Below are 23195 nucleotides of genomic sequence, written 5' to 3' on the forward strand. Positions count from 1 at the left end.
CATCGCAGTGGCGCGAAGACGGCCGGTGACGACCCCTGGGCGGGCCTGCACAGCGCTATACGAAACGTATATGATGTGTATATACCGTATGAGAGGGGTTGCCCATGGGCATCGTGAACATCGACGACGAACTGCACGACAACCTGCGCCGCGCCAGCGGCGTCTCGGGCCGCTCGATCAATGCCCAGGCCGGTTTCTGGATCAAGATCGGCATGCTGTGCGAAATGAATCCCGGCTCGACCTACCAGGAGATCGTCAACCGTGAACTGCGTGCTGCAGGGGTTGAACCCGGCGCACTGCGGGTGGCCGAAGCATGATCAAGACCGCTGAAGAACAGGCGCTGATGCGGGTATCGGGGCGCCTGCTGGCCCAGGTGTTCGAAGCGCTGGACACGCTGCCGCTGGAAGGCATGAGCACGCTGCAGGTGAACGACTGGGTCGAGCGCTTCATCGTCGATGAGCTGCAGGCGCGCCCGGCGAGCAAGGGCCAGTATGGCTTCGGCTACGTGCTCAATTCGTCCATCGACAACGTGGTCTGCCATGGAGTGCCGTCGGCCGATGACATCCTGCGCAGCGGCAGCATCGTCAATCTCGACATCACGCTGGAGAAGGGAGGTTACATCGCCGACTCCAGCAAGACCTATCTGATCGGCGAGGTCGATTACGCGGCCAAGCGGCTGGTGCGGGTGACCCGCGAGGCGATGTGGAAGGGGATCGGGGTGGTGCGCCCGGGCGCGACGCTGGGCGACATCGGTTTTGCGATCCAGCAGCATGCCAAGGCCCACGGCTACAGCGTGGTCCGCGAATTCTGCGGCCATGGCATCGGGCAGCAGATGCACGAAGAGCCGCAGGTGCTGCACTACGGCCGTCGCGGCGATGGGCTGGAACTGGAGCAGGGCATGACCTTCACCATCGAGCCGATGATCAACCAGGGCCGTGCTGCCATCGACATGAGCGACGACGGCTGGACCGTGACCACCCGTGACGGCAAGCTCTCGGCGCAGGCCGAGCACACCGTGCTGGTGACCGCCGACGGGGTGGAGGTGCTGACCCTGCGCACGGGCGAGCGGATGCCCGACTGAGGCGGGCATCCGTGGCTGCATCGTGCATCAGCCCGGCGGCGGTCGCACCACGGGTGCATGATCGGCCACGATGCCACCGACCCAATCGATGAAGGCACGCAGCGTGGCGCTGACGTGGCGGTTGGGTGGGAAGGCCAGATGCAGTGGCATCGGCGGCAGCTGCCAATCAGCGAACAGGCGCACCAGCTCGCCTTCGGCCACGTGGGCGGCCGCCATGTACTCGGGTAGCCACAGCACCCCCAGGCCGGCCACGCCGGCGGCGAGGTAGGCGTTGCCGTCGTCCACCGCCAACAGGTATTGGCCGTGGACGGTCAGGGACACATCGCAGCGCTGCAGGGTATAGGGCAGCACGCCACCGCCGCGCGCACGGCGGTAGCCGATGATGCGGTGCGCGCTGTTTTCAAGATCGGCCGGATGGGCAGGATGTCCCATCCGGGCCAGGTAGCCGGGCGCTGCATAGAGGCCGGCCTGCAGATCGCCGATATGGCGGGCGATCAGCGACTGATCGGCGATCTGCCCGCCGCGGATCACGCAGTCCACGCTCTCGTCTATCAGGTCCACGTTCCGGTCGCTCACACCCAGATCCAGCTGGATATCCGGGTAGCGCGCCTGAAACCCGGGCAGGGCAGGCACCAGGATCAGACGGGCGAACGGTGCAGGAACGTCGATGCGCAGGCGCCCGCGAGGCGCCGCCGCCGCGGTCGACAGGCTGGTTTCAGCGTCGTCGAGGTCGGCCAGCAGCCGGATCACCCGCGCGTAATAGGCCGCGCCGTCGGCGGTGACATTCACCTGCCGGGTGGTGCGGTTCAGCAGGCGCACCCGCAGCCGCGCTTCCAGTTGCTGCACCAGTTGCGTGACCGTGGTGCGGCTCATGTGCAGTGTCTCGGCCGCCTTGGTGAAGCTGCCCGTTTCCACGACCCGGGCAAAGGCCTGCATCGCATCGAACCGGTCCATCTGCTTTCCACGGGGAGGATGATTGTTTGGATTCTACAAACAATGTTGGGCAGCAGACCGCGTTTATCCGGTGCCCCCTGCCGGTCTACCGTGGCCTTTCATTCTTGATGGGCCGGTATCGACCCAAGGCAGAGGTGGTTCATGGCAACACGTGACGTCGTTTTCCCGCCGGGCCGCCAGGCGCTGTACGAGCGCAACCGCTATTCGCCGGCCGCACGCTCCAATGGCTTCCTGTTCGTGTCCGGCCAGGTCGGCAGCCGCGAGGATGGCTCGCCTGAACCCGACCTCGAGGCCCAGGTGCGGCGCGCGTTCGAGAACCTCAACGCCGTGCTCGGCGCCGCAGGCTGCACGTTCGAGGATGTGGTCGACGTCACCGTGTTCCTGGTCAATCCCGAGAAGATCTTCGAACGGGTCTGGGCGATCGTGCCCGATTACTGGGGCGAGGCCCCGTACCCGACGCTGACCGGCATCGGGGTGACCTGGCTGTACGGATTCGACGTGGAGATCAAGGTGATCGCGAAGTTGCCGTAGCACGCCTTCACGCGGTGACGGCTGCGCGTTGCCGATAGTGGGCCGTCATCCTGCTTCCTGTCGCGGATCCACATGCCCCTGATTCCCGAGCGCGTCCAGCGCTGGCCCCGGCCGTGGCGCGTGGCGTTGCTCTCTCTGCTGGCGCTGTATGCGCTGTACCTGCTGGCGGGCAACGTATTCCTCAACACGCCGCTGTTCGATGCGGTGACCAACCGCAAACCTGAAAAATTCACGATGCAGACCGGCCCGGCGGTGACCTTGATGCCGGGGCAGGCCGTGGTCTGGAACATCCGCATGCGCGGCCAGGCCAATCGTACCCAGTACGTGTTCCGTGCCGATCGGGCCAGTGCGTGGATCGACCTGCCGGCGCTGTTGCGCAAGGAAGTGCGTATTCCGCGGATCGACGCGACGGGCGTGGAAGCGGAGGTCGAACGGGTCGAGAAAGCCATTCCGCCGCCGCCGCGCGGCGACCGTGGCTGGACCCTGCGTTTCGATGCGATCCACAGCGACACGATCCGCAGTGGGCGCTTCGGCAAGCTGCTGATCGTCGGCCAGGGGCACGGGAATGTCGGGTTCCTCAAGCAGCTCAAAGGTGGGCCTTCGGAGCTGTTCGACTCCACCGCCGGCTTCGATGACGCCCAGGTCAGCTTCGATGGCGTGAACGTACTGGACGATGCCCATATCGCGGCACGGTTCCACTTCCCGCGGCATTACCGTGACGACGCGCCGGGCCTGCAGAAGCTCGGGATCACCTGGGCGCAGCTGCAGATCGACGCGCGCAGCCAGGGGCTGCGTATCGACACCGGCGGCCCGCACGTCAAGGTCGGCAGCGCGGTCTCCAATGCGCGCCTCACTGCCGATGTGACGTTGGAGCAAGGCGCGCTGCGTCCCGGCAGCCGTCTGGTCTGGCGGCTGCCACTGCACGCCGGCGTACACGCAGATGACCGCGGCCTGCTGTCCCTGCAGCTGGACGTGGCGCAGGACATGCGGGTGCAGGCGCGGCTGCCGCGTGACCCGGAGACGGGCAGTGAGCTCAACGCCGATCTCCGCGTGACCGGCCGGAAGATTCCGTTCCAGGCGCCGGCCGAGCTGCTGCCGCGGTTGTCCGGCAAGGTCCAGGGCGCATGGCAGTTCCAGTCGCTGAACTGGATCAGCGATCTGTTCGTGAAAAAGCCGTGGTTCCATCTCGACGGTGGCGGTCTGCTCAAGGCTGACATCATTCTCGCCGACGGCGAGCTCGCACCGGGCAGCACAGTGGATATTCCGCAGGTGGCGGCGGTGGCCGAAGTCGCCGGCGTCCGCATGCGGGGCGATGCCCAGGCGCAGGGCCGGATTGTCGAGGGCACGCCTGCGCAGGCCGAACTGAAGGTACAGATCCCGCGCTTCCAGGCCGCGCCGACCAATGCGCCCAAGGCGCTGTTGTTCGATGGGCGGCAGCTTGCGCTGAACCTGCGCGGTGATGCGCGCCTGAAGCAGCTGAGCGACGGCATGCGGGCCCAGCTCCGCTTCACCGATGCACGGGTACCGGACCTGACCGCCTACAACCGTTACCTCGGCAATGACAACGTGCGCCTGCTCGGCGGGACCGGCCTGCTCAGTGGGGATGTCTCACTGGATGCCTCCGGGCGGGTCGGCAAGGGCAGTGCCGATCTGCGGGGCACCGGTGCCCGGCTGAGCGTCGCCGGTATTGCGATGCGCGGCGATGCGCAACTCCAGGCGCGTCTGCAGCGTGCGGATTTCGACAGCCGCCAGTTCGATCTCGGTGGCACCACCGTGGAGCTGCGCAACATCCATGTAGGCGATGAAAAGAGTGACGGCCGCTGGTGGGGCAAGGTCGCGATCCGCAGCGGCCACATTGATGCCGCCGCGCCGTTCCAGGTGGACGGGCTTGCGGACCTGCGCCTGCGCGATGCCGGGCCGTTGCTGGGCGTGTTCGCACAGCGAAGTGAGTACCCGCGCTGGGTACTCGGCCTGCTGGATTCCGGCGAAGTGCAGGCCAGTGGCCAGCTGCGCTGGCGCAGTGGCGAGCTGATCGTGGAGGACCTGCAGGCCGAAAACGAGCGGCTGTCCCTGCAGGCGCGGCTGGATCTGAGTCATGGCAAGCGCCGGGGCGACCTGTATCTGCGCTGGGGCGTGCTGGGCGCCGGCATCGAGCTGCAGGGCGAGCAGCGCAAGTGGCACCTCGCCGGTGCGCGTGACTGGTATGCCGAGCAGCCCCGTCTGCTGCCGGCCACGCCGGCCGCAGCAAAGGCGAGCGACAGCAAGCGCTGAGGGCAGGCACCTGCTTCCCCCTTGCCGGGCCCGGCTTGCTATCCTCGCCGCGCCCACTGTCTGGTGACAGCGCGCACTTTGCCCGTCATCGACCCGTCATTCCATGAGCAACAGCACCCACCGCGTCCAAGGCCTCAACAACGATGAGGTGGCCGCCGACTGGCCCGCCATCACCGAACGCGAGGTCAGCTGGCTGCGCGAGCGCTTCGCACCGCTGGCCGGCGCTGGCCGGTTGCAGTGGCACAGCCCGCGGCCGATGTCCGCCGCCGCCATCGTCGAGACCGACGGGGAGCGGGTGTTCGTCAAGCGCCACCATGGCAGCGTCCGCACGGCAGCCAGCCTGGCCGAGGAGCATCGCTTCATCCAGCATCTGGCCGATCACGGCGTTCCGGTGGTCGAGGTGTTGCGTGACCGCGATGGCGCCACGGCGGTGGAGCACGAGGGTTGGACCTACGAGCTGCATAGCGTGGGCCAGGGCCAGGATCTGTACCGCGACGCACCTTCCTGGACGCCGCTGACCGACACCGCGCAGGCGCGCGAAGCCGGGCGGATGCTGGCCAAGCTGCACAGCGCGTCGGCCTGCTATCACGCGCCCCAGCGCAGCACCCATCTGCTGGTCGCACGCGATGATCTGATCCGTGCCGCCGACCCCATTGCCGCCATCCAGGCCGATCTTCCGGGTCGTCCCGGGTTGGCCGCCTATCTCGCGCGGCAGGACTGGCAGGGTGATCTGCGGCGGGCCGTTGCGCCGTGGCACGCCGGCCTGGCCGCGCGCCTGCAGGCCGAGCCGCGCCTGTGGGCGCACAACGACTGGCATGTTTCCAATCTGCTCTGGCGCCAGCAAGGAGGTGCCACTGTGGTCGATACCGTGCTTGATCTGGGTCTTGCCTCACCGACCAGTGCCGTGTTCGACCTTGCGACCGCCATCGAACGCAACGCCATTGCCTGGCTGGCGCTGGAAAGCGGCGAGGCGGCCGTGCGCGTGGATATCGCGCTGGCGCTGCTGGCCGGCTACCGCGAGATCGTGCCGCTGTCGGCCGAGCGCGTGCATCTGCTGGCGGATCTGCTGCCCATCGTGCAGCTCGATTTCGCGCTGTCGGAAGTGGAGTACTTCCAGGGCGTGACGCACTCGCCTGCCAATGCCGACGTGGCCTACCACACCTTCCTGCTGGGCCACGCTGACTGGTTCAGCAGCGCGGCCGGGCAGGGCCTGTTGAAGGCGCTGCACGCGGCCGCCTGAAGGGCGGGCTCGCAAATCCGTACTATTTGTAGTGAAATAGTCACAGAAGCGGGGGTGCCTGGCGAAACCAGGCTGAGAGAGTCCCTTGGAACCTGATCCGGTTTGCACCGGCGTAGGGAGCTTTGAGCAGCAGGCATACCGCCGTGATGGGTCGGTGCGCGTGCGCGCCTTCGCTTCGTCTCCTCCAGCTGATGACGAATCGAATGAACCGCTGCTTCCGCCCTACGTTGTTGTCCGCCGCCCTCTGCGCCGCGCTGCCCCTTCATGCCAATGAACTCGCCGAGGCGCCCGAGCGCTCGCCGACGGAACTGGCCGCCGTGCGCGTGCAGGCGCATCAGCCGGCAGCCACCGCCACGCAGACCGGCAGCTTCGGCGCCGGCGACTGGAAGAGCACGCCGGCCTCGGTGAACGTGCTCGATCGCGACCTGCTGGACAGCCGCCAAGTCCGGACGCTGGCCGAGCTGGCCAGCAATGATGCGTCGCTGGGCGACAGCTACGCGCCGGTTGGTTACTACCAGAACATCGCGATCCGCGGCTTCCCGCTGGATACCGGCACCGGCTACCGCTTCAACGGGCTGGCCATCACCGGTGAGCAGCGGCTGGCCTTGGAGAACATCCAGGCGGTGGAAATCCTCAAGGGCGAGGCCGGCCTCGCCGCGGGTGTGATGGCCCCGGGCGGCATCATCAACTACGTGGGCAAGCGCCCGGCGGAGGTCCGCACTGTCACCCTCGGCACCGACTCGGAAGGCTCGCGCTACACCGCCGTGGATCTGGGCCACTGGCTCTCGCCACGTTTCGGGGTCCGCTTCAATGCCGCCTGGGAAGACAGCGATTCCTACATCGATCATGCCGACGGTCGCCGCAACTTCTATTCGCTGGCCACCGACTGGCTGATCGGCGAGCGCGGCAAACTGGAAGTGGATGCCAACTACCAGACCAGCGCGCAGCGCTCGGCCTCGGGCTATCAGCTGCTGGGCGCCACCGAGCTGCCGCGCGGCGTGGACCGCAAGCACCTGCTGGGCTATCAGGCCTGGCAGCGGCCGGTCGGCATCGACAGCACCAACCTGATCGCGCTGCATACCTTCGATTTCAGTCCGAACTGGCAGTCGCGCGTTTCCGCCAGCTACAGCCGCTCGGTGATCGACGACAACGTCGCCTTCGCCTACGGCTGTTACTACGCTGCCGGCTGTGCGGATGGCAGAGTGCCGGGCAACTACTTTGCGCCCAACGGCGACTACGACATCTACGATTACCGCAGCCCGGACGACACCCGCCGCAACCTGGAATTCCGTGGCGAGCTGCGTGGCAGTTTCGCCACCGGCGAGATCCGGCACGAACTGAGTATTGGCGCGGATCGGTTCGAGCGCACCGTGGAGAAGCGCCGCAACGTCAACGAGTACGTCGGCACGGCCAACATCCATGATGCACAGGTGCCGCAGTTCGACCCGTCGCCGCTGATGCCGGGCCCGTCCGCGCGGCGCCTGGACAGTGCGCAGACGGCGGTGTTCGCGCTGGACCGGATGAGCTTCGGTGATTGGCAGTGGTTGGCCGGTGGCCGCTTCGTCCGGCTGGACGAGCGTGCCTACGACAAGCGCGGCAATCCCGAGCGGCACAGCCGCCTGTCGCGGTTCCTGCCGCAGACCGCGCTGGTCTGGAAGGCGACCGATGAGGTCAATGCGTACGTCAGCTACGTGCGGGGCATCTCGCTTGGCCAGGAAGCGCCGTTCTGGACCTCCAACGACGGTGCGTTCCTGCCGTCCGTGCTGTCGCGCCAGACCGAAGTGGGCATCAAGTACGTGCCCAGTGATGCGCTGACGCTGGGTGCGGCACTGTTCCGCACCTCGCAGCCGTTCCAGTACGCCAGGCCGGACGGCAGCGACGCGGCCTACACCTTCGTCGAAGAAGGGCAGCAGACCCACACCGGGCTGGAACTCACCGCACAGGGGCAGCTCAGCGAGCGCCTGTCGCTGACCGCCAGCGCCAGTGTGCTGCGCGCCCGCGCACGCGATGCGGGCACGCCGGATTACGAAGGTCACCAGCTGATCAACGTGCCGAAAACGCGCGCGACCGTGCATGCGGAGTACCAGCTGCCGTTCGTGACCGGCCTGGGGCTGACCGGCGGCTGGCGCTATGCCTCCTCCAACGTGGCCACGGCCGACGGCCGCGTCAGTGCGCCGGCCTACAGCGTGTTCGACGCCGGGCTGCGCTTCAAACACCGGGTGGGTGAGCATCCGGTGACCTGGAACCTCTCGGTGGACAATCTGTTCAACCGCTTCTACTGGCGTGACACCGGCAGCAGCTCGGGCGACTACTACCTGTTCCCGGGCGCGCCGCGTCAGGCCCGGCTGTCGGTCACCTTCGCGCTATGAACCCGGCCATCCTGGAATGGTCGGCCGCCATCGTCAGCATGCTGGGCGTGTGGCTGATGACGCGCCGGGTCCCCCTTGCCTGGCCGGTGGGGCTGATCTCGGTCGCGCTGTATGCACTGGTCTTTGTCGAAGCCAGGCTGTACTCGGACACGCTGCTGCAGATCGTGTTCGGTGGTTTCCTGGTGTACGGCTGGGTGCGCTGGCGTGGCCAGGTCGAGGACGATGGGCGGGTCGCGATCGTGCCGTTGGCGCGGGTCGCCCTGTGGCGTGATCTGTCCATCGGCGTGGTGTTCGGCCTCGCCCTCGGCGCGGCGATGCATGTCTACACCAACGCTGCGCTGCCGTGGCTGGATGCGATGCTGGCCGCGCTGAGCCTGGTCGCCCAGTGGTGGCAGGCACGGCGGCATACGGCCGCGTGGTGGCTGTGGATCCTGGTCGACGTCGTCTACGTTGGCATGTACATGGTCAAGTCACTGCACGTGACGGCCGTGCTGTATCTGGTGTTCGTCGGCCTGGCCGTGATGGGGTTGCGAGCATGGACGGTGGCGCGCAACGATGCGCTGCTCCACAACGCAGAAGGGCGGCGCGGTTAAGTCCGCGCCGCCCTTCGTTGCTTCAGGTCTGCGCTCGACCCGGCGCGGTCAGAACCGCGCCGTGGCCCCCACGAAGAACGTACGTGCGCCGCCATCGTAGTTGTTGCCTTCCTCGATGGTGGAGACATCGCCGAGGTTGAGCACGCCCGCGCGCACGGTCAGGTGCTCGTTGACGTCGTAGCCGGTGACCAGATCCCAGGTGGTGTACGCCTTGGCGAAGGTGGCGCTGGTGGAGGACACCAGCTGTTCGCCGATGTGCTGCGCGCTCAGGTTGAGCGACCAGGCATCGGTGACCTGCCAGTCCAGCGAGGTGTTGGCGGTCAGCTTGGGCACCACCAGCAGGCTCGCACCGGTGGTGCGGTTCTTCGACTCCAGCATGCGCGTGGCATTGGTGATCCAGTTCAGTCGCTCATGCAGGGGCACGGTGACGCTGGCTTCGACGCCGCGGGTGCGGGCCTTCTGGATGTTCTGCGCGACCGTCCACCAGAACCCGTTGACGAAGCTGGTGGTCTGGCCCGGAATCTCGCGCAGCGGAACCTGCTGGATCTTGTCATCGAAATCGGTCAGGAAGTAGGTGGCCGAGGCAGACCAGCCGTTCTTGTCGAAGCCCACGCCCAGCTCGTAGTTGGTGCTGGTTTCCGGTTCCAGGTTCGGATTGCCGGCCATGTAGCAGCCAGTGGTGCCATCGGCGCTGACCGAGCGATTGGTCCAGCCTTCGGCGGTCAGGGCAGTGCAGCCGTTGCCACCGGACTGCGTCGCCGCGCCGGCCGTGCCCTGCTTCAACGTCGGTGCACGGAAGCCCTGCGAGACACCACCACGCACGGTCCAGTCATCGGACGGGTGCCAGACGCCGTAAACGCGTGGGCTGAGGTTGTCGTCGTAGTTGTCGGTGTTGTCCCAGCGCAAGCCCACGGTCAGGATGAAACGCTCGTGCAGGGTGATGTGGTCTTCAGCGAACAGCGCCCAGGAATCGGCTTCACTGACCGGGCTGATCCGGCCCGTGCCGGTCCAGGTCACCGGCACCGTCCCGATGGTATCGCCGTTCTTGAGCTCCTCGCGCTTCCACTGGCCGCCCACGTTCAAGCTCTGCTCGAACCCCCAATGGAAGCTGCGGGTGAACGCGGTATCGAACACCGTCTCCTTGGAGTGGTTGCCGACAGCGCTGCCCTTGTCTTCGTAATCGTTCTGCACCAGCGTCGTCTTGGACGTGGCGGCATCGCCGTAGCGACCATCGTGCATGACCACATAGCCGGTCTGCACCAGCTTGGACAGGCCCCAGGCGCCGACGTCACCAGCGCCGCTGTTTCGCTGCTCGCCGCGCGAGGCTTCGAAGCCCACGGTGTGGTCATCGTTGATGCGCCAGTTGAGCAGGGCATTGGCGTTCTCGGCCTTGTTGCCCGGCGTCTGCCGCCGCCCGGTGTCCGATTCCCGATTGGTCACGTTGGCACCGACGCGCAGGCCCAGATTCTCGGTCAGCGGGCCACTGAACAGCGCGCCCATCTGGGTGGTGTCACCGCGGGTCGGGGAATCCGGCTTGCTGTAGTTGTAGGTGACCGAGCCACCCCATTCGTTGGCGATCTTGCGGGTGATGATGTTGATCACGCCGCCCATCGCTTCCGAGCCGTACAGCGAGGACATCGGCCCGCGGACCACCTCGATGCGCTCGATCATGTCCGGCGAGAGCCAGTTCAGATCCTGCGGACCCAGGTCATCGCGGTAGTTCACGCCGGAGGAATTGCCCTGGCGGCGGCCATCGATGAGGATCAACGTGTACTGCTCCGGCAGGCCGCGCAGGCGGATCTTGGACTGCGCACCGGACAGCGCATAGCCACCGGTCACGCCGGGAACGGTGCTCAGCAGCTGGCCGATGCTGCTGACCGGCTTGCGTTCGATCTCCTCGCGGGTGATCACGCTGATGCTGGCCGGGGCGTCCTTGATCCACTGCTGGGCGCCGGTGGCGGTGACCACGACCGTATCCATCTGGCGGGGCGAGGAGGCGGCGTCCGCCGAAGCATCGGCATGCGCCTGGGCGGTCAGCACCAGGCCAATGGCAACGGCCAGCGTGGCGGCGGGACGACGGGGAGAGGGGGAGGGGTGCGACATCGCGAAAATACTCCGTGGCTATGGGAGCCCGCTGGCGATGGCTGGGGACGTCCGTGTGGGGGTTTCAAGAAATCTTAACAATCGTATCACGAACCATTCGCATTTGAAATGTAGTGATACATCTCCACGGCATCGGATGTCGTTAGCGTTGCGCGCTGTCTATCACAGGAAAACCATCCCGGCCGAGCGATCACTCCACCAGGGTCAATTGCCGGGAAAAGCTCGGCCGCAATGCCAGCTTGTGGGTAACGCTGGTGATGGTGCGGCGCGGATCGGTCGGATGCGGCCGGGAGGCGGTGCTGCTCCTGCCTTGGCGCCACAACCCGAACATCACGATCTCCGCCCCTACCGGGAAGGACTTCAGCCACGTGGCATCGGGGTGCCCGACGCTGACTTCGTAGAAATCCCGGCGGTCGGTCACGCCGGTGTGCTGATACTTCGGGGCACAATTGAGGAAGGTGACGCCATGGGGGTCACCGGGCTGCGGCGTACGATGTGACCGCACGGTTCCGAGCAGTGCCATCGGCAGCTCGCTCGAGGCGGCGCCAAGCCGCTCCCATGCCGCGTCGTAGCGCTCCTGCCGGTAGAGGAAATTCGTCCAGTCCACCCGCTTCTTGCCCAGGCGCAGGGTCAGCTGCGGGGCCAGCAGCGTGTCGTCCTCGCACATCGCCTGCAGCGTGAGCAGGTCGGAGAGGGTGCGCAGGTAACCGTCCAGCGGTGCGTCTGCCGGCAGCAGCGCCGGGCCCGAACTGCCGCGTTTCAGGGCGTGTTGGAGGATGAGCAGGCGAAGCTCGTGCGTCCCATCATCCAGGGTCGTCAGAAACTCGGGATCGGCTCCGGCGGCAAGCAGGGCCTGCAGATGGGCGGGCGCGTTGTAGCGACACCCGGGCAGATGCCCGGTGCCTTTGTTCAAGGCGAGGTAGGCGGGCAAATGGAGGGGCGGGGCGCGGTCCACGCCGGGCCTGCTGTGCTCGGGAACGAATCTCACCGGCACGTTGCACCCATCGCACAGCAGCGTTGGCAGGGTCTGTTGCGCGTCATGACGCTTCTGCAGGTCGCCCACCCGGTGCAGGGTGCCGTGCGTGCCCACTGCCTTGCGCATCTTGATTCCGCGACTCATCTGCAACCACTGCTTCGTTCAATGGCGACCATCATAGTCGCTTCGATCAGTGACCCTGCGTGGCGAAGCGCAGCCGGTTGTGGTCCGGGTCGATCACCATCATTTCGCGCCCGCCCCATGGCACATCTGCCGGCGGTCGGAAGACCGGCGCGCCGGCCGCAACGAACGCGGCATGCAATGCGTCCACGTCAGGCACATGAAAATACACGGCGCCCCCCGGCTCGCAATCGCCGGTGTGTTCGCTGAGGAACATCTGCTGGCCCTCACGGCTGATCTGCACGAACAGCGGCATGTCCGGTGCGAAGCGATGTTCCCAGTCGATCACGAACCCGAGCCGCTGGTAGAACGGCACGCTGATCGCGGCATCGGTCATGCGCAGTTGCGGAATGACGGTCTGGGGCATGCGTGCGGCCTCAGCCAGGATAGGACGGGAAGCGCTGATCGGGGTGGGTCTTCTTCCATTCGGTATGCGCGACCGTGCCTTCCCAGGACAGGAAAGCATTTGGCACGCGCCCGCGGCCCGACCAGGTGGCGCCGCTATGCGGCAACCAGAAACGGGGCGGCAGATCTTCCTTCGGGGCCTTGGCGACCTTGGGGGCCTTCTCGCGCCTGGCCGCAGGCGCGGTGTCCAACAGCGCCCGGATCCGGCGCTGCTGCTCGGGGCTGAAATCGGCATAGCTGGTGGTCAGCAGCACAGTGACCCGCTCATAGGCCTCTTTGGTCGCCGCCTTGAGCAGCGCCTGCTCGTCCAGTCCCGACCGCGCGACCGCCGCTGCCAGGCGGGTATTCATCGTTGCTGCGGAGGGGGCGGTGGAAGGCGTACGGGGCATGGGATTCCAGGGAGGAGGGGCTGACGGAGGGCACCATAACAAATGCGTACGTGAAGCGGCCGATGGCGTAACACGCCCTGCCCACGAAACCTGAACAGGGGGTTGGTTCATCCGTGGGTACGCAATGTTCCGGCAACCTTCGGCGACCAGATTCGATTAAACACCGTTCCCCAGGAGCAACCCACCACGATCACCTCGACCCTTTTCAGCTTCCGCGGCCTGGCCCTGGCAGTGGCGTTGACCGCTGGCGTGACCGCGGCAGGCAATGCGGATGCAATGTCGCGCAAGGACAAGAACACGCTGGTCGGCGCCGTCGTGGGCGGCGTAGCCGGGCACGTGCTGTCCAACGGTGATCCGCTGATGACCGCCGGCGGAGCAGTGGCCGGTGGTGCCATCGGCAACGTGACCACCAAGGACCGTCGCGACAACCGCAATGATCGCTACGACCGTGATCGTCGCTATGACCGTGGCCACCGGTACGAGCGCACCAGCCATCACGATCGCCGCCATGACCAGCGTCGCTGGAACCAGGACCGCCGCAACCACAATCGCGGCTGGCGCTGATCCCCAGGGTATCGCCCGGGCCCGGCGCGCCAAGCCTGCGTATCCAGCGCCTGGGCGCCCGCTGGGTGGCCGCGCAGCGCGCGCCATGAGATAGCGCGCCAGCGGCACGTCATGACATCGCGGGCTGGCGTGGGTTACCGTCCGGATCTGACGCAGCGCGGGTGCTGTCAGGTAGAGGCCGGAGATGAGGGCAGGGAAGTCCACAGCGGAACGGGCAGGGCTGCAGCGGCGCCATGCACGGAGATACAGCGTTGCTGCCGCCGTTGCAGCCAGCGTCGCCGGTCTCTGGCTGATGCCATGCATGGCTGCGGCCCAGCGTCCGCCGGTGGGCGTGGAGGAGGCGCTGACCCGCATCGCCACCGTGGCGGACGCACCCGCCTCCACGCAGGCCGCACAGGCGCTGTGGCGCATGCCGCTGGACGCGCCGGTTATCGTGCATGACCGCGCCTCCGGGAGCAGTTGGCGCAGAGACTCCGCCACAGGGCCCGCGCTGCCTGTCGTACTGCGGAATGACCAGCCGCCCGCCAACACCTGCATCACGATCGATGGCGCCCCTGCCGTCCTGCTGCTTCTGCCGCTTCCCGGCGACCGGGACGGATTGGCGACGCTGTTCTGGCACGAGCAGTGGCACTGCGTGCAGGCGGCCCTCGGTCTGCCTGCCACCGAGGGCGACACCGCACACCTGGATGGGGAAGCCGGTCGCACGGCGTTGCGGCTGGAGATGCGCGCGCTGGCGCAGGCACTTTCCACGCGCGACGAGCACCAAGCGCGCCAGCACGCGGCAGCAGCGCTGGGCTACAGGGCTCTGCGTTCTGATGCCGCGGCACCGCCGACGCGCGCGCTGGAGGAAGAAGCCAAGGTAGAGCGCAATGAAGGCCTGGCCGAGTACTCGGGACGCGCGATCGCTGCGGCCACCCACGGTGGCGATGCGACCGCTGCCGCCGTAGATGCACTCGCCAAGGCGGATGCGTCGCAGAGTTTCGTGCGTTCGGCGGCGTACGTGACCGGGCCCGCGTACGGACTGCTGCTCGACCGTTGGTCGCCAGCGTGGCGCCGCGGGTTGTCTGCCGGCACGACGTTGCCTGCGCTGCTGGCGGATGCGCTGGGCGTCACATGGCGTGGGGCCGGCATCGCACAGAACGGTGCCGGCTATGGCGCCGATGAGGTGCGTACAGAGGAACGCGAGCGAGCAAAAGAGCGGGAGCGACGCAGTGCCGGCTATCGCGAGCGTTTCCTCGGCAACGATGCGATTCGTCTGCCCCTGCGCAACCCGTCGATCTCCTTCGATCCCCGCTCGCTGTTCCCGCTCGATGATGCCGGGACGGTCTATACGCCGCTGACGGTGCGGGATGAGTGGGGCGAGTTGACGGCAGTATCCGGGGGGCTTCTGTCCAGGGATTGGGCGTTGCTCAGCGTGAGCGGCGGCGTAGTGGACGGCGCGGGTTCCAGATGGACGGGACCAGGCTGGACGATCGTACTCGGCGAAGGATGGCGCCTGGAGCGGGGCGGCGACGGGTGGGGTTTGACGAAGGAGTGGGGATCGGGCGTGGGCGATCCGGGCGACGCGGGTGAGTGACGTTGCCTGACAGCCGATCGCGAACGTCCCCGCGGCGAGGCAGGCCGTGCGCGTGCCGTTGGCAACGCCGGATTGCGTGACAGTCACGACGACCACGCGGTGTTGGCGGCTCTGCTGGAAAAGCCGGCAGGGGATGCGTGCGGAGCAGCGGCGTGGCCTTGCCTTTGCCGTGTTGTCGCACCTGAAACGCGTTGCGATGGACGCGCAGGTCAACGGCGAACCCTGATCGGAAGCGTTCAGTTTCTTCACGTTCCGTCTACGTCTTTCGGCTTCAACTGAACCCCGGTCATGGCTCTGGCGATGAGGCCGCTATCGTCCGAACACCCCATACGAAGGAGGCAGTGCAATGTTCCTGACAAAACAGCAACTGACAACGGCACGTACGCTGACAGTGGCGTTGATCGCGACTGTGGGCCTGAGTGCCTGCGCTACGTATAAAGACGAGTTCGCCACCATCAACTCCCGCCTGGATCAACTCGACACGAAGGTGCAGGGCGCCGCCCAGAGTGCCGAGTCGGCCAACCAGTCGGCGCAGCAGGCCAACCAGCGTCTGGATCAGATCGAAGGTCGCGTCCAGCAGCTCGAACAGGCGCCCCGCCGCAAGCCGCGCGGTTGATCGCTGCTGCACCGTTTGTGTGCAACGTCTGAATCGGCGACCGGTGGCCTGTGCAGGCCACTGGTCTCCGTTGGTCGTGCAATGTCCTTTGCAAGGAAGTGTCCCATCCGTACGCACTCATCTCCTGCCGTCCTGGCCCTTCGCGGGGCGCTGACCCTGGCGCTGGCGTTCGCGAGCATTGGCGTGGCCAATGCCGACGAGGCTGTCGCGAAACCGACCGCCGCCGTCGATGAACTTCCGCCGGGCCAGGAAGTCTCCAACACCGTGATTGACCTGGCCGGCTGGGTTGTCGCCACCAAGGACAGTCAGGGCTATCCGTTCGCCATCATGGACAAGGCCGCTGCGCAGATCCTGGTCTTCGACGGCGAAGGCAAACTTCGCGGCGCCGCCCCGGGGCTGTTCGGCTCGGCCACCGGCGACCATATCGCGCCCGGCATCGCCGGACTCGCCCTTCGCGAAATTCCAGGCCGGGATCGCACGACGCCCGCCGGGCGCTTCGTGGGGGGCTTTGGGCCGTCCATCGACGCGGGCCGCGTCCTGTGGGTCGACTACGATTCCGCCGTCTCCATCCACCCCACAGCGACAGGTGTCCCGAAAGAGCGACGGGCCGAGCGCCTGGCATCGGCGTCACCGGACGACAATCGCGTCACCCATGGCTGCATCAATGTCTCGCCGGCGTTCTACGCGCAGATCATTGAATCCACGTTCCAGCGGGGCGGGGTGTTTTACGTGCTGCCCGACAAGGCATCGATAGCCGAGACCTTCCCGGAGTTCGCGAAGAGTCGCGAGGCGACCCAGGGCGATGAGGGAGCCCGCGCGGGTCCCGCCGGCAAGTAATGCGTCGTCACGGCGCATGGCGTTCAAAATGCGCCAGCAGCGCCGCCAGGTGCGGCGTGTCGACGACAGCGGCGACGTAGCCGTCGGGCCGGATCAGCAGCCAGTCGCCCGGTTGCACGCCATAGGCTTCGACGAAGTGCCCCTCCGCATCGCGCAGGTCGCCAGCCGGGCCGATGACGTGGACGCGCAACCCCGCACGGGAGGGGGCGTTGGACCGATCACAGGCGTAGCCCAGCAACGTCCAATGCGTTCCGCGCAGCACCTCGAACAGGCGCACGCGCTGTCCACCCGCGCCCTGCAGCGGCGCATCCGGCGCCCGGTTGCCCGGCGCAATGCGTCCGCTGCGGGCCTCGGCAGGCAGCGTGAGTGACGATTCAGCATAGGCGAGATCGAGCTGCTGGACGTCGCGCCCACGGCGGTTGTCGCCGCGCTGGGCTTGGGCGAGCAGCGTCGTGGCAAGCCCGAGCATCGAGGCTGCAATGGGGCGGCGCTCTTGCTCGTAGGTATCCAGCAGGGCCTGCGGCGCACCCTTCAACACCGCCGCCAGTTTCCAACCGAGGTTGTAGGCGTCCTGCGCGCTGGTGTTCAGGCCCTGGCCGCCCGTGGGCGGATGCGTGTGGGCGGCGTCGCCGATGAGGAACACGCGGCCGTTGCGGTACCGGTCGGCCAATCGCGCGTTCATCCGGTACGCCGAGGCCCAACAGACATCGAGCACCGCGAGATCATTGCGGCCGGTACGCACGCGCACCATGTCCGCCAGCCCGTCGACGGAAAGGTCCACGTCACCGTCGAGCGGTACGGGGGCCTGCAGCTGGAACAGCGCCGTTCCCATCAGCGGGCACAGCGAGATCCGCCGCTGCGGGTCGTCTTCGTTGAAGTTGTGCCAGGCATCGCGCGGCAGACCGTGCAGCACGATGTCGGCCACCACCGCTCGCACGCCCAGTGTTTTGCCCGGGAAGCCGATGTCCAGTGCCTGGCGTACGAAACTCCGACCGCCGTCCGCGCCGACCAGGTAGCGCGTGCGCACGGTCTGCTCGCCCGTTGGCGTGGCAAGGCGGACGCTTACGCCGTTGGCGTCCTGTTCCAACCCGATCACTGCGTGCCCGAACTCGACCCGGTGGCCCAGCTCGGCGAGGCGATCGCGCATCACGGCCTCGGTCAGGAACTGCGGCACCATCAGCGGCCGCCGATAGGGTTCGGCCGGTGTTGCCGGGGCGGCCTCGATGACCGCGGCGTCCGTGCAGGTGCCATCGGCATGGTGCGACCGCGAGACTGGATAGAGGCCGCCGGCGGCGAACAGTCTGTCGACGATGCCCATGTCCTCGAAAATTTCCTGGCTGCGCGGCTGGATGCCCTTGCCACGTGAGCCATGGAAGGGCTGTTCCCGCTGCTCCACCAGGCGGAATGCCACGCCGCGGCGGGCCAGTTCGATGGCCAGGGTGAGGCCGGCGGCGCCGGCACCGCAGATCACTACATCAAGGGTGTCGCCCATCATTCCGCTCCAGGTGTGTGTAATATGCACTTACTAGGAGGGATGCTATGCCGGTGAAAAAGAAGGTGCAAGATACACATAATTCGGCCGAGCTAAGGTCGCTTCACCTCTCCATGGTCAGCCTCGCCAGCGTGATGAACCGGCCGCGCAACGATGAGCGGCTCATCCAGGAGGCCGGGGTGACGCTGGACCAGGCCCTGTTCCGCCTGCTGGTGGTGATCGAGCGGGTTGGGCCGATCGGGGTGGTTGAGCTGGCCGATCGGCTGGGCCGCGACTACACCACCATCAGCCGGCAGGTCGCGAAGCTGGCGGCGATGGAGCTGGTTACGCGTCGTGGCAACCCGCAGGACCGCCGTATCCGGGAGGCGACCATCGCGCCGAAGGGCAAGGAGATGACCGATCGGCTGGACGCCGCACGCGAGCGGATCGGCCGTGAGATCTTCGCCGCGTGGCCCGCGCAGGAGGTATCGGAGCTGGTCCGTTTGATGGCACAGTTCGCCAGCGCGCTGGAAGCCCGTGAGCGGGAGCCGTAACGACGCAGCGCAGACTTCAGGCCACCGCCCGTCGCTTGGACGCCCCTGTCAGATCCTCAAGGCATCACACGTGAAAGGATTCCTGCTTCTCGCCCTGCTCACGGTCGCGTCCTCGACCGCCCACGCCATCGTCATCCGCCACGACGTGGACGATGCGCGGTACCGCGTTCCCGCCACCGAGTTTCCCGCCCTCGTGGATATGCCCGGCGAAGGCCACGGTGCGCTGATCGCACCGCAGTGGGTGCTCACCGCCGCGCACACGCTGCCGATGCATGCCGACCTCAAGCAGGTGGTGATCAACGGAAGTGCCCGGGACGTCGAGCGCGTCGTCACCCATCCCGGCTATCGCACGCTGCCGCAGACGTTGATCGACCAGGCCATGGCCAGTGGCGAGGCGATGCTGATCGTGGTGTTTCTGGCCTCGGGCGATGATGTTGCCCTGATCAAGTTGAAGACGCCCGTCACCGACGTCGCGCCTGTTGTGCTTTACAGCGGCAGCGACGAGGCCGGCCAGATCGCGAAAATCCTGGGGAAGGGCGCGACGGGTACCGGTGCTACCGGGCACTCTCCCAATGGCCCCAACCGCACCGACCTTCGCCGCGCATTCAACCGGATCACCAGTGCCTACGACCGCTGGCTCTGCTATGTCTTCGATGCACCACCAGAACCGCTGCCGCTCGAGGGTGCGCTGGGCAACGGTGACAGCGGTGGCCCCGTGCTCGTCGAGCACGATGGCCAGTGGCTGCTGGCAGGGCAGGGGTCGTGGAAAGTCGTCCAGGGCAATGTGCTGACGGCCCGGCCCGGGCGCTATGGGCAGGTGACCTGCAATGTGCGCGTGAGTCACTACCGGGACTGGATTCAACGTGTGATGGCCGGGCAGCCTTAGATGGCGTTGGAAGAGGGTACCTGGCCGACCAGGTATCACCGCGTGGCGCAAGGTCAGCGGCGATGCCAGGGCTATGATCCAAGGAAGGACATCAGCAAAGGAGCACCACGCACATGGACGTTGTAGAACCGCTGGAGGTGCTTCGCACGTCCGTACGCCGCCTCACTCTGTTGACTATCGCCCTTGGACTGCTTGTTGCAGCCCTGGCGGTGGCAGTCATCGCATTGTCGATGGCGCCGCGCGGAACACTCACCGTTGATGAACTCCGTGCCCATCGCGTCGTTGTGCTGGATGACCAAGGCGTAATGCGTGTTGAGGTGGGCCAGGATTCACATGATGCCGGCCGACGATCGCGCACGGCCGGTGTGTGGCTGTACGACGCCAAAGGCGATGAACGCGGTGGGATGGCAACCCACGAAGATGGCCTGGTAGCTCTTGCCTTCGATGCCCCGGTGGGGAAGGGCGAGGATCACCTGCGTGATCGCCTGAGCCTGCGCGTGAATGCCGACGGTGCTTCCCAGGTACTGCTTACGGAAAACCTGACCCGCGGCATTGTCGGTCTTCTGTCCGACGGTACAGGCAACGGCGGGGTGGAGACGTATCGCTGGGACATGGATGCCAAGCTCATCCACCGCCGTTACATCACGTTCGATCAGGACGAGCGGCAGCAGCGCCCGTTGGGTGAGCCGCTGGCGCAATAGGCCGTCATCGCTCATGCCCACGCAGCGCCGCGTGCTCGACCGGGATCGAGAGCTGCTGGCTCACCTCGGATCGAGCAGGCGCCGGGCGTCCCCCGGCGCCTGCGTCACGCTATGCGGTCAGCCCGCCTGACCCAACCGTACCTTCAGCTGATCGATCTCCGCCTTGCTGACGCCGATGGATTTCAAGTAGCCTTCGGCACCGCCGTACTGCTGATGCAGGTCACCAGGAACAGCTCCATGTTCTCCGGTGTGGTGCCCGACATGCCGGCCATCTTCCTGCCGATCTACGGGCGGAGCCCCTGCTCTGTACTGTGGAGTGATCCCAGCGATTTAACGCCACGGTACGGCCAGGTGCGCACACTGGTCCGGTCTGCACTGTCCCTCATGCACCGCAACCGGAGATCCCATGACCTTCAACGCCCTCCTTGCCACCAAGACCGGCGATGCCATCAGCGCCGGTGTCGTCCAGCTGACCGAGCAGGACCTGATGCCCGGCGACGTCACCGTGGCCGTGGAGTACTCCACGGTGAACTACAAGGATGCCCTCGCGCTGAGCGGTCGCTCACCGGTGATCCGTACCTTCCCGTTGATCCCCGGTATCGATCTGGCCGGTGTGGTCGAGACCTCCAGCCATCCCGGTTACACCGCTGGTGACCGTGTGCTGGTCAACGGTTGGGGGTTGAGCCAGACCCACCACGGCGGCTATGCGCAGAAGGCACGCGTGCCCGGCGAGTGGCTGGTGAAGATCCCCGAGGCGTTCACCAGCCGCGATGCGATGGCAATCGGTACGGCCGGCTACACCGCGATGCTGTCGGTGCTGGCGCTGGAGCATGGCGGTGTATCACCGGACCAGGGGGACATCCTGGTGACCGGTGCCAACGGCGGTGCCGGCTCCATCGCCATCGCGCTGCTGTCCACGCTTGGCTATCGAGTGGTGGCATCGACCGGCCGGCTGGAGGAGTCCGCGTATCTCAAGGCGCTGGGTGCGGCCGAGATCATCGATCGGGCGACCTTGTCCGCGCCAGGTGCACCGATCGCCAAGGAACGCTGGGCCGGTGCGATCGACGCGGTGGGCAGCCACACGTTGGCCAATGTGCTGGCGCAGACGCGCTATCGTGGCGTGGTGGCGGCCTTCGGATTGGCCCAAGGTGCGGATCTGCCGGGTTCGGTGCTGCCTTTCATCCTGCGCAACGTGACGCTCGCCGGCATCGACTCGGTCAACGCGCCTTACGCCGCGCGCGAGCAGGCCTGGACGCGCCTGGCTACCGATCTGGACCTGGGCAAGCTGGCGCGCACCACGCAGATGATCGGGCTGGCCGAGGTGCCGGCGCTGGCCGACCAGGTGCTGCAGGGGCGTGTACAGGGCCGCACTGTGGTCGACGTCAACGCGTGATCCTGTCGCGGCACTAAGCCGGGTGGGGGCCAGGCAGCTGCTTGACCAGCTGTTCGGCCATGGCCTTGTAGATCGGCACGCGGCACACCAGGCCGGAGACGCCGCGCGCGATCAGCACGGTGGCCAGAATGGGCAGCAGCATATCGCTGCTGTCGGTCAGCTCCAGCGAGATGACCGCCGAGGTCAACGGTGCCTGGGTGACGCCGGTCAGGTAGGCACACATCCCCAGCAGCACGAAGATGCGTTCATCGACCGAAGGCATGAGGGCGGCGAGGTTGTGGCCGAGCCCGGCGCCGACGGCCAGGGCGGGCGAGAACAGGCCGCCGGGAATACCGGCGACGTAGGAGACCAGATTGGCGACCAGCTTCATCAGGCCGAACTCGTGACCCACCGAGGGCGCTCCCTGCACCAGTCCCTTGGCCTGCTCGTAGCCGGTGCCGAAGGCCCCTGCGCCAAAGGCGGCGCCCAGCAGCACCAGGGCGAGCCCGCACAGCGCCGCCAGCAGGACCGGATGGCGCTGGCGCAGCGTGCCCAGCCAGCGTGGTCTGCCTTCCATGGTCAGCAGCACGGCTTTGGCGAACAGGCCGCCAAGCAGTCCCGCGACGGTGCCGCACAGCACGATCGCCAGCCAGGCCTGCCCCAGCGGCAACGTGGCAGTCACCTTGCCGAAGTACGTGTAGTTGCCGAGCAGGCCCAGCGACACCACGCCACCCACGATGACCGCGGTGAGCAGCGTGCCGGAGAAGCGGTGCTCGAAGCGGCCGCTGAGTTCTTCGATGGCAAACACGATGCCCGCCAGCGGGGTATTGAAGGCCGCCGCGATGCCGGCTGCGCCACCGGCGAGCAGAAAGTGGGACAGCTCTTTCGGATCGCGGAACCCGAACCATCGCCCGAACATGTACATCACGCTGGCACCGACGTGCACGGTAGGGCCCTCCCGGCCGACCGAGGCGCCCCCGAGCAACGACAGCGTGGTCAAGGCGAGTTTGCCGGCCGATACGCCCAGCGAGAGATTGTCACGCCGGAACGTGGGCGTCGGGATCTCCAGGGCCGCGATCACCTGCGGAATGCCGCTGCCGCGGGTGGGCTTGAGCGCACCACTGGTCAGCCATGCCAACAACGCGAACACCGTTGGGGTGAGCAGCAGCGCCCACCAGATCGACTGGGCGATGATCGACTGGAAGACCCGGAAGGCCGCATCGCTGGCCTTGGCAAACACGATCGCGACCAGGGCGACAGCCACGGCACCGCCCCACAGGGCCGCACGGCGCTTCCACGCATCCCTGGACAGGAGAGGGCGTTGAGGGTCTGGCGAGGTCATGGGGCGAATTATCCCACGGTGATTCGCCGGTCCTCTTCACCGAATCTGTCGGTTTGCGCTTTCAAGCGCGGGTGCCCGCGCAGGCACGCTGCGGGTTTACGTGCCGCGAGTGTCCGCGCGATCCTGTGGATCCGGGCGAATTTCAGCGGTGTCTGGCGTACCGATGAGGTGGCGCGCGTTGCGT

Annotated in this window: 22 protein-coding genes and 1 riboswitch; of the genes, 15 read left to right on the forward strand and 7 right to left on the reverse strand. The window is 66.8% G+C overall.

The features are described from left to right. Positions 1 to 104: 104 nt before the first annotated feature. Both C0R07_RS17905 and map read left to right on the forward strand, forming a co-directional pair. Positions 105 to 317: a ParD-like family protein gene (locus C0R07_RS17905; RefSeq protein WP_019185031.1), complete on the forward strand. Its 213-nt coding sequence runs from the start codon at positions 105 to 107 to the stop codon at positions 315 to 317. Beyond that, complete coding sequence (gene map, locus C0R07_RS17910) at positions 314 to 1081, forward strand: type I methionyl aminopeptidase (RefSeq protein WP_102789587.1); 768 nt, start codon at positions 314 to 316, stop codon at positions 1079 to 1081. Before C0R07_RS17905 ends, map begins: the two co-directional genes overlap by 4 nt. Positions 1082 to 1108: 27 nt before the next feature. Here the strand turns inward: map and C0R07_RS17915 are convergent, their stop codons facing one another. Further along, complete coding sequence (locus C0R07_RS17915; protein WP_102789588.1) at positions 1109 to 2035, reverse strand: LysR family transcriptional regulator; 927 nt, start codon at positions 2033 to 2035, stop codon at positions 1109 to 1111. Between the two features lie 141 nt (positions 2036 to 2176). Between C0R07_RS17915 and C0R07_RS17920 the strand changes: the two genes are divergently transcribed. The 5 genes from C0R07_RS17920 (at position 2177) to pnuC (ending at position 9039) form a co-directional block, all read left to right on the forward strand. Further along, the gene (locus C0R07_RS17920) at positions 2177 to 2566 is read left to right on the forward strand and encodes a RidA family protein (protein WP_102789589.1); all 390 of its coding nucleotides are present in this window, start codon (positions 2177 to 2179) and stop codon (positions 2564 to 2566) included. A 72-nt stretch (positions 2567 to 2638) separates the two neighbouring features. Next, positions 2639 to 4837, forward strand: a complete 2199-nt coding sequence (locus C0R07_RS17925) for a hypothetical protein (RefSeq protein ID WP_102789590.1) — start codon at positions 2639 to 2641, stop codon at positions 4835 to 4837. 103 nt (positions 4838 to 4940) lie between these two features. Continuing rightward, positions 4941 to 6077, forward strand: coding sequence for a phosphotransferase enzyme family protein (locus tag C0R07_RS17930; RefSeq protein ID WP_102789591.1), 1137 nt, complete (start codon positions 4941 to 4943; stop codon positions 6075 to 6077). A 40-nt stretch (positions 6078 to 6117) separates the two neighbouring features. After that, positions 6118 to 6213: riboswitch (TPP riboswitch) on the forward strand. A gap of 67 nt (positions 6214 to 6280) precedes the next feature. Beyond that, positions 6281 to 8446, forward strand: coding sequence for a TonB-dependent siderophore receptor (locus C0R07_RS17935; RefSeq protein ID WP_102789592.1), 2166 nt, complete (start codon positions 6281 to 6283; stop codon positions 8444 to 8446). Beyond that, positions 8443 to 9039 carry a nicotinamide riboside transporter PnuC gene (pnuC, locus tag C0R07_RS17940; RefSeq protein ID WP_102789593.1) on the forward strand — a complete coding sequence of 199 codons (597 nt, stop codon included), beginning with the start codon at positions 8443 to 8445 and terminating at the stop codon, positions 9037 to 9039. The genes C0R07_RS17935 and pnuC overlap by 4 nt, the downstream gene beginning before the upstream one ends. A gap of 48 nt (positions 9040 to 9087) precedes the next feature. Here the strand turns inward: pnuC and C0R07_RS17945 are convergent, their stop codons facing one another. From C0R07_RS17945 to C0R07_RS17960, 4 genes are all read right to left on the reverse strand, one after another. Further along, entirely contained in the window at positions 9088 to 11142 is a 2055-nt protein-coding gene (locus C0R07_RS17945) for a TonB-dependent receptor domain-containing protein (RefSeq protein ID WP_174704370.1), read from the reverse strand. 190 nt (positions 11143 to 11332) lie between these two features. Then, positions 11333 to 12262 carry a hypothetical protein gene (locus tag C0R07_RS17950; RefSeq protein WP_102789594.1) on the reverse strand — a complete coding sequence of 310 codons (930 nt, stop codon included), beginning with the start codon at positions 12260 to 12262 and terminating at the stop codon, positions 11333 to 11335. Between the two features lie 46 nt (positions 12263 to 12308). Then, positions 12309 to 12665 carry a bleomycin resistance protein gene (locus C0R07_RS17955; protein WP_070470823.1) on the reverse strand — a complete coding sequence of 119 codons (357 nt, stop codon included), beginning with the start codon at positions 12663 to 12665 and terminating at the stop codon, positions 12309 to 12311. Positions 12666 to 12675: 10 nt separating this feature from the next. Further along, positions 12676 to 13053, reverse strand: coding sequence for an H-NS family nucleoid-associated regulatory protein (locus C0R07_RS17960; protein ID WP_046272557.1), 378 nt, complete (start codon positions 13051 to 13053; stop codon positions 12676 to 12678). Positions 13054 to 13323: 270 nt separating this feature from the next. Between C0R07_RS17960 and C0R07_RS17965 the strand changes: the two genes are divergently transcribed. From C0R07_RS17965 to C0R07_RS17980, 4 genes are all read left to right on the forward strand, one after another. Then, entirely contained in the window at positions 13324 to 13656 is a 333-nt protein-coding gene (locus tag C0R07_RS17965) for a glycine zipper 2TM domain-containing protein (RefSeq protein WP_235318858.1), read from the forward strand. Positions 13657 to 13957: 301 nt separating this feature from the next. After that, positions 13958 to 15232: a hypothetical protein gene (locus C0R07_RS17970; protein ID WP_102789595.1), complete on the forward strand. Its 1275-nt coding sequence runs from the start codon at positions 13958 to 13960 to the stop codon at positions 15230 to 15232. A gap of 346 nt (positions 15233 to 15578) precedes the next feature. Then, on the forward strand, positions 15579 to 15848 hold the full coding sequence (locus tag C0R07_RS17975; RefSeq protein ID WP_019185050.1) for a membrane protein: 270 nt from the start codon (positions 15579 to 15581) through the stop codon (positions 15846 to 15848). A 156-nt stretch (positions 15849 to 16004) separates the two neighbouring features. After that, positions 16005 to 16685, forward strand: a complete 681-nt coding sequence (locus C0R07_RS17980; protein WP_102789618.1) for a L,D-transpeptidase — start codon at positions 16005 to 16007, stop codon at positions 16683 to 16685. A gap of 7 nt (positions 16686 to 16692) precedes the next feature. Here C0R07_RS17980 and C0R07_RS17985 read toward each other — a convergent pair whose 3' ends face one another. Continuing rightward, a complete protein-coding gene (locus tag C0R07_RS17985; protein WP_102789596.1) occupies positions 16693 to 18177 on the reverse strand; it encodes an FAD-dependent oxidoreductase in 1485 nt (494 codons plus the stop codon). Between the two features lie 47 nt (positions 18178 to 18224). Here C0R07_RS17985 and C0R07_RS17990 point away from each other — a divergent pair, with 47 nt between their 5' ends. The 4 genes from C0R07_RS17990 (at position 18225) to C0R07_RS18010 (ending at position 21690) form a co-directional block, all read left to right on the forward strand. Then, positions 18225 to 18710, forward strand: coding sequence for a MarR family winged helix-turn-helix transcriptional regulator (locus C0R07_RS17990; protein WP_070470819.1), 486 nt, complete (start codon positions 18225 to 18227; stop codon positions 18708 to 18710). Between the two features lie 70 nt (positions 18711 to 18780). Then, on the forward strand, positions 18781 to 19596 hold the full coding sequence (locus tag C0R07_RS17995) for a S1 family peptidase (RefSeq protein ID WP_070470817.1): 816 nt from the start codon (positions 18781 to 18783) through the stop codon (positions 19594 to 19596). Between the two features lie 113 nt (positions 19597 to 19709). After that, positions 19710 to 20297, forward strand: coding sequence for a hypothetical protein (locus C0R07_RS18000; protein WP_102789597.1), 588 nt, complete (start codon positions 19710 to 19712; stop codon positions 20295 to 20297). A gap of 406 nt (positions 20298 to 20703) precedes the next feature. After that, complete coding sequence (locus C0R07_RS18010) at positions 20704 to 21690, forward strand: MDR family oxidoreductase (RefSeq protein ID WP_070470813.1); 987 nt, start codon at positions 20704 to 20706, stop codon at positions 21688 to 21690. A gap of 13 nt (positions 21691 to 21703) precedes the next feature. Here the strand turns inward: C0R07_RS18010 and C0R07_RS18015 are convergent, their stop codons facing one another. Next, the gene (locus C0R07_RS18015; RefSeq protein ID WP_070470811.1) at positions 21704 to 23011 is read right to left on the reverse strand and encodes a chloride channel protein; all 1308 of its coding nucleotides are present in this window, start codon (positions 23009 to 23011) and stop codon (positions 21704 to 21706) included. Positions 23012 to 23195 lie beyond the last annotated feature (184 nt).

Origin of the sequence: Stenotrophomonas bentonitica, assembly GCF_002887735.1 — a bacterium.
Taxonomy (GTDB): domain Bacteria; phylum Pseudomonadota; class Gammaproteobacteria; order Xanthomonadales; family Xanthomonadaceae; genus Stenotrophomonas; species Stenotrophomonas bentonitica_A.